Annotated in this window: 5 protein-coding genes; 4 read left to right on the top strand and 1 reads right to left on the bottom strand. The window is 65.0% G+C overall.

All coding sequences use genetic code 11. From position 1 onward, the window contains the following. Positions 1 to 88: 88 nt before the first annotated feature. Positions 89 to 808, bottom strand: a complete 720-nt coding sequence (locus tag QJT78_RS47475) for an aspartate/glutamate racemase family protein (protein WP_281460738.1) — start codon at positions 806 to 808, stop codon at positions 89 to 91. Positions 809 to 1,427: 619 nt separating this feature from the next. On the opposite strand from QJT78_RS47475, the gene QJT78_RS47470 reads away from it, so the two are divergent. Genes QJT78_RS47470 through QJT78_RS47455 form a run of 4 tightly spaced genes read left to right on the top strand, consistent with a single transcriptional unit; the run spans position 1,428 to position 6,150 of the window. Next, a complete protein-coding gene (locus QJT78_RS47470; protein ID WP_038943768.1) occupies positions 1,428 to 2,576 on the top strand; it encodes an ABC transporter substrate-binding protein in 1,149 nt (382 codons plus the stop codon). A 42-nt stretch (positions 2,577 to 2,618) separates the two neighbouring features. Continuing rightward, positions 2,619 to 3,662 carry a branched-chain amino acid ABC transporter permease gene (locus tag QJT78_RS47465; RefSeq protein WP_028149397.1) on the top strand — a complete coding sequence of 348 codons (1,044 nt, stop codon included), beginning with the start codon at positions 2,619 to 2,621 and terminating at the stop codon, positions 3,660 to 3,662. Continuing rightward, on the top strand, positions 3,659 to 5,428 hold the full coding sequence (locus QJT78_RS47460; protein WP_028149396.1) for a branched-chain amino acid ABC transporter ATP-binding protein/permease: 1,770 nt from the start codon (positions 3,659 to 3,661) through the stop codon (positions 5,426 to 5,428). Before QJT78_RS47465 ends, QJT78_RS47460 begins: the two co-directional genes overlap by 4 nt. Further along, positions 5,425 to 6,150 carry an ABC transporter ATP-binding protein gene (locus QJT78_RS47455; RefSeq protein WP_281460737.1) on the top strand — a complete coding sequence of 242 codons (726 nt, stop codon included), beginning with the start codon at positions 5,425 to 5,427 and terminating at the stop codon, positions 6,148 to 6,150. Before QJT78_RS47460 ends, QJT78_RS47455 begins: the two co-directional genes overlap by 4 nt. Positions 6,151 to 6,232: the final 82 nt, after the last annotated feature.

The following is a 6,232-nucleotide window of genomic DNA, read 5'->3' as shown; positions in this document are numbered from 1 at the left end:
CGTCAGGCGGCGAAAAGCCGAAGGCAATCCTGTGCGCCTCGTCAGACAAGATGTGCGGCCGCATCAATCGGGCCCAAAAGCCGCACTCTCACGAATAGGACGGGCTAGGCTCGGTGCCATTGAGCTGCCGGAGCTGCACCCACATCTCGGCACTTTTCAGCGCCACCGCCGCGCAATTGACCACCGGCGCGTGCCCGACTGTCAGGCCATGCTCCCTTCCGATCAGCAGGCCCGGCAGTACACCTGCGGGGATCACAACGTCGGCGCCGTGCTCGACCAGCGGACGTGCGCAGGCGACAAAGTCCTTGATCATGCGGGCTTGCGCGGCCTGATCTCCGTCAAAGGCATCGGCGAAATCCGCCGGCTTGCAGCCAAGGCCGGTCACATGGACCACGCGATCGCCGAGGCCATAACGCTCGGCCTGCTCGTAGTGCCAGACCTCGAAGACGGGATCGAGCGTCACAAGACCGAGTCTCCGACCGAGCTGAGAGGCCGCCAGCAACGTCGCCTCGCCGGTCCCGATCACGGGAATGTCCAGCGTCGAACGCAACTCGTAGAGCCCGGGATCCTGGAAATGTCCCATCACGAACGCGTCGAACCCGCCCTCCTCGGCTGCGATGCCGTTGTCGATCGCCTGGACGGCGCAGCGCAATTCCGCAAGCCGTCCGAACTCCCGGTCGGGCGGCGAAATGCCCTCGACGTGAACTGTCGTGCCCGATGCAGCGATGTTGTTGAGGTATTCCGACAGCCGCGCCATGTAGGGCGCGTTCACGCTCGCATCAACGAAGCTCTGCCAGAAGATGCGCATCGTCCTTCTCCTGAGGCGGCGATCGGAGGATCGGTCGTCGACGGCCGATAAATATATTTCAATCATAAACTAATTCACGCGTCCAATGCACTCGGCGTCGTCGCCGACGGCCACCGCCACCGCAAGGGAAGCCCGGCCTTTTCGTACGCTCGATCGGCATTGAGGCGCCGCGCTCTGGCGAAATTGTATGCAACAACATTTTTTCTGACAGAGCCGTGACACGTGTTGACGGCTCCACCAACAATACTTTAGGCTTTAAGTAATTCCTCGCCGGCCAGGGACCGGTGGATGTTGCAGGGCACCGATTTTGAGAGACTCGATCGTGTGGACAGTCGCCGCGCTCGAACAGCCGGCAGCAACAGCATCGCCGGCCGCGCATCGCGGCCGGGCCAACGGCCTTTCGTTGCTTCAGGAAAGTCCCGCCCGCATCTGCCGATGGGCCTGTCGTTCGAGCGGCAACCAGCGCCATGGCCGCTGAGATCCGGCCGAGCAAACCCTCTTCGGTCGCGCCCGGATTTCGGCGCTGCAGCAATGCTTTTAATCGGTTCGTTCGTCGTTCGGGGTCCCCGCACGGCAGCTTCGAGGCATTCCTATCCAGCACCAACGGAGGAGAACGCGTATGCGCAAGACTCTGAGCCTACTCGCACTTGTCGCCGGACTCTTCGCAGCGCCGGCTGCGCAAGCCGACATCACCATCGGCTTCGTCACCTCGCTGAGCGGCAACGGCTCGTCGATCGGCATCCCCTATGGGCGCGGCATCAATGCCGCCTATGAGTACAAGAAGACCATCAACGGCGAGACCATTCGCCTGATCCAGCTCGACGACGGCTCCGACCCGTCGGCCGCGACCCGCAATGCGCGCAAGCTGGTGGAAGAAGAGAAGGTCGACCTCCTGATCGGCACGGCCACGGCGCCCTCGACCATCGCGATGGCGGCGGTGGCGAGCGAGCTGAAAGTGCCGATGATCGCGGTCTCGCCGATCGGCAAGCTGCCGGATACGCCGGAGCAGTGGGTGGTGTCGGTGCCGCAGCCGGCCTCTCTCCTCGTGAAGATCGTGGCCGACCGCATGAAACGCGACGGCATGAAGAACATCGGCTATGTCGGCTTCTCCGATGCCTGGGGCGACCTCGTCTACAACGGCGCCAAGGCCGCCGAAGCCGCCGGTGACATCAAGATTCAGACCAACGAGCGCTATGCCCGCACCGACACCTCGGTCACCGCGCAGATTCTCAAGGTGATGGCCGCACGTCCCGACGCCGTACTGGACGGCGGCTCGGGTACGCAAGGCGCGCTGCCCCTTCTCACGCTCGCCGAGCGGGGCTTCAAGGGCAACACCTACGGCACGGTGGCACTCGTCAATCCGGACTTCGTCAACGTCGGCGGCAAGGCGGCCGACGGCATTCAGGTCTCCGCGGGTCCCGTGATCGTCGCCGAGCAGCTTCCCGACGAGCACTTTGCCAAGAAGATCGCGCTGGATTTCCGCAGCGTCTACCAGAAGACCCATAACATCCCGACCACCGACGGCTTCTCCGCCTATTCGTTCGACGCCTGGCTGATTTTCGCCAACGCTGCCGAGCGCGCGCTGAAGACCGCCAAGCCCGGAACGGCGGAATTCCGCACGGCGCTGCGGGACGCGATCCTCAGCACCAAGGAGCTGCCGGGCGTGCATGCCGTCTACAATTTCAAGCCCGGTGCGGTCACCGGCGTCGACGAGCGCTCGCTCGTCGTGGTGCGCCTGACCGGCGGCGCCTGGAAGTACGCGCCATAACCGGATCAACGGCGCGGCATCACAGGGAGCAACGACGTCTCAATGACGAGCGACATTGCAGCCATTCTCGCGATCGACGGGATCGCCACTGGGGCCGTCTATGCCCTGGTGGCGATCGGGACCGTCCTGATCTTCACGGTGACGCGAGTCATCTTCATTCCCTTCGGCGACATCGCGGCCTTCACCGCGCTGACGCTGGCTGCCCTCGACGCGAAGCGCTTTCCGGGCACGGGAGCGCTGGTCGTGATCCTGGCCTGTCTTGCGACCCTGATCGAGATCATCTCGCTGGTGCGCTCCGGCGAACTCCGCCTGCTGCCCCGCGCGCTGTCCTTCTATCTCCTGCTTCCGCTCGCCGTGGTCGGTGCAGCCTGGCTTGTCATGCGCCTGGACCCGCCGCTCGCCATCAGGCTCGTGCTGGCGCTGATGCTGATCACGCCGATCTCCCCACTTCTGGATCGGATCGTCTTCCGTCCCATCGCTGACGGCACCGTGCTGCTGTTGCTGACGGTGTCCGTGGCACTGCATTTCGCGCTGGTCGGCCTTGGCCTGTTGTTCTTCGGGCCCGAAGGCGTTCGGACCGAGCCGCTGACCTCGCTCTCGACCGAGTTCGCGGGCGTGCTGATCTCGGGCCAGACCATGCTGATCGTGATCGCGGCCCTCGTTTTCAGCGGCCTCCTCTATCTCTTCTTCGACTTCACGCTGGTCGGAAAATCGCTGCGCGCCACGGCCGTGAACCGGACTGGCTCCCGGCTGATGGGAATACGCCCCGCCCGCGCCGGCACGATCGCCTATCTGCTGGGATCGCTGATGGCCGGCGTATCGGGCATCCTGATCGCTCCGGTGAACACTGTGTTCTACGATTCCGGCTTCCTGATCGGCCTCAAGGCCTTTGTCGGCGCCATCGTCGGCGGCATGACCAGCTATCCCGGTGCCGCGATCGGCGCCGTCGGCGTCGGCATCCTCGAGAGCTTTGCCTCGTTCGAGAGCAGCGCGCTCAAGGACGTCATCGTCTTTTCGCTGCTGATCCCGATCCTGATCTGGCGATCCCTCGCCTCGCTGCATTCCGAGGAGGAGATCGAGGAATGACGCGCCTCCACATTCAGCTTGCCGCCGTCCTCGCCGTGCTGTGTCTCGCGGTGGCTCCCTTCGTGCTCAGTCCGTTCAGCATCACGCTGATGAACTATATCGGCATCTATTCGCTGGTCGCCATTGGTCTTGCACTTCTCACCGGCGTCGGCGGCATCGTGTCGTTCGGTCAGGCGGCGTTCGTCGGCGTCGCGGCCTATGCAACCGCGTGGGTCTCGGCGTTGAACGGGTACTCCCCGTGGCTCGGCCTCGTGTTCGGCGTGGTGCTGACCTGCGGCGTCGCAACCGTTCTCGGCGTCGTCACCCTGCGACTTCAGGGCCATTTCCTGTCGCTCTCGACCGTCGCCTGGGGCCTTGCGATCGGCTTCCTGTTCGGCAATGTCGAGGGGCTCGGCCGCTTCAACGGCATCTCGTCGATCCCGCCGATCAGCTTCGGTTCGATTGCGCTGGTCACGAGCGCCCAGATCTATTTCCTGATCTGGGGCATCGTCGCCGCGGTGCTTTTCCTCGGCTACAACCTGCTGGACTCCCGGCTCGGCCGCGCCATGCGCGTGCTCCGCGGCGGCAATACGCTGGTCGAGAGCCTCGGCATCAACGCTTTCCGCATCAAGCTCGTGACCTTCGTGATCGCGGCCTTCCTCGCCTCGCTCTCCGGCTGGCTCTACGCACACATGAGCCGCTTCATCAGCCCGGGTCCGTTCGATGCCGGCATGGGCATCGAATATCTGATGATGTCGATGGTCGGCGGCGCCGGCAGCCTGCTCGGCGGCGTCGTGGGGGCCGCGGTCGTCACGCTGCTCAAGAACAGCGTGCAGGATTATCTGCCGCTGATCGCCAAGGGTGCCTCAGGCCAGCTCGAGATCGTCGCCTTCTCCGCGCTGTTCATCCTGTTCCTGCAATGGGCCCGGCAGGGCATCGTTCCCTTCGTCGCCCGCTATCTGCCCAAGGCCCGGCGCGAGCGACCTCAACCGGCGCCGCCCCTGCCCCGTCGCGCGCAACCGACGCCCGGGGAGCTCCTTCTGAAAGTGGATGGTGCCGAGCGCCGGTTCGGCGGCCTCGTCGCGGTCAACAATGTCAGCTTCGAGGTCCGCGCCGGCGAAATCCTTGCCGTCATCGGCCCCAACGGGGCCGGCAAGAGCACGATGTTCAACTGCCTGACCGGGGCGCTCCGGGTCAACAAGGGTGAGATCGTCTTTGCGGGACGCCCGATCACGCATGACGCGCAGTCCCGCATCGCCAAGGCCGGCGTCGCCAGGACCTTCCAGCATGTGAAGCTGAGGCCGCGCATGAGCCTGCTGGAAAATGTGATGCTCGGCACCTATGCCCGCACGCGCAGCGGCCTGTTCACCGGCGCCTTCCGCCTCAACCAGCGCGAGGAAGCCAGCGCCCGGCACGAGGCGCTGATGCAGCTCGAACGCGTCGGGCTCGGCGACAAGCCGTTCGAGCTCGCGGGCAATCTGCCGCTCGGCAACCAGCGCATCCTTGAGATCGCGCGTGCGCTCGCCGCCGACCCTGCGCTGCTGGTGCTGGACGAGCCGGCGGCGGGCCTTCGCCGCCAGGAGAAGCTGCGGCTCGCGGAACTGCTCCGCTCGCTGCGGGCGGACCATCTGACCATCCTGATCGTCGAGCATGACATGGAGTTCGTGATGTCGCTGGTTGACCGCATCGTGGTGCTCGATTTCGGCTCAAAACTCTGCGAAGGCGCGCCAGCCGCGATCCGCAGCGACGAACGGGTCCAGGAAGCCTATCTCGGAGGCGTCGCGTGAGCGAGATGCTGTCCATGACGGATGTGACGGTCTGCTACGACAATGTCGAAGCGGTCCGCAACGTGTCGCTGTCGGTCGAGGAAGGTCAGATCGTCACCGTCATCGGCCCGAACGGTGCCGGCAAGACCACGCTGCTGATGGCGGCCATCGGCCTGCTGGCCTCGCGCGGCCGCATGGTCTTCCAGGGTCACGACATCGGCAGGATGTCGGTCGAAGACCGCGTCGAGCGCCGGCTGTGCCTGGTGCCGGAGAAGCGCGAGCTGTTCTCCGACATGACGGTCGCGGACAACCTCCTGCTCGGCTCCTACAGCCTGCGCGACCGCTCGGGCGTCCAGAAGACACTGGACGAGGTCTACGATCGTTTCCCCCGCCTGAAGGAACGGCAGCGCCAGGCGGCAGGCACGCTCTCCGGCGGCGAGCGCCAGATGCTCGCGCTCGGCCGTGCGCTGATGGCCAAGCCGAAACTGCTCATGCTGGACGAGCCGAGCCTCGGCCTCGCGCCGCTGATCGTGCGCGAGATCTTTCGCACCATCGCGTCCCTGCGCGATCTCGGCGTGTCGATCCTGCTGGTCGAGCAGAACGCCCGGGCTGCGCTGGAGACGGCCGACTACGGCTATGTGCTCGAGACCGGCGAGGTCGTGCAGTCGGGCCCGGCCAAGGATCTCATCCACGATCCCCGGCTGATCACGGCCTATCTAGTACCCACTTTTCTTGGAACGTGAGTCGTGATTCAAGGTCGGGATGATACCCGAAGCAAGAGAAGTCCACCTTTCGAGGAAAGATCGCAAGGTGCTTGAGGCGTGC

The organism is Bradyrhizobium sp. Mp27, from assembly GCF_029953005.1.
Classification (GTDB): domain Bacteria; phylum Pseudomonadota; class Alphaproteobacteria; order Rhizobiales; family Xanthobacteraceae; genus Bradyrhizobium; species Bradyrhizobium barranii.
The sequence above is the reverse complement of the archived record's forward strand: the minus strand, read 5'-3'. Positions and strand labels throughout refer to the sequence as shown.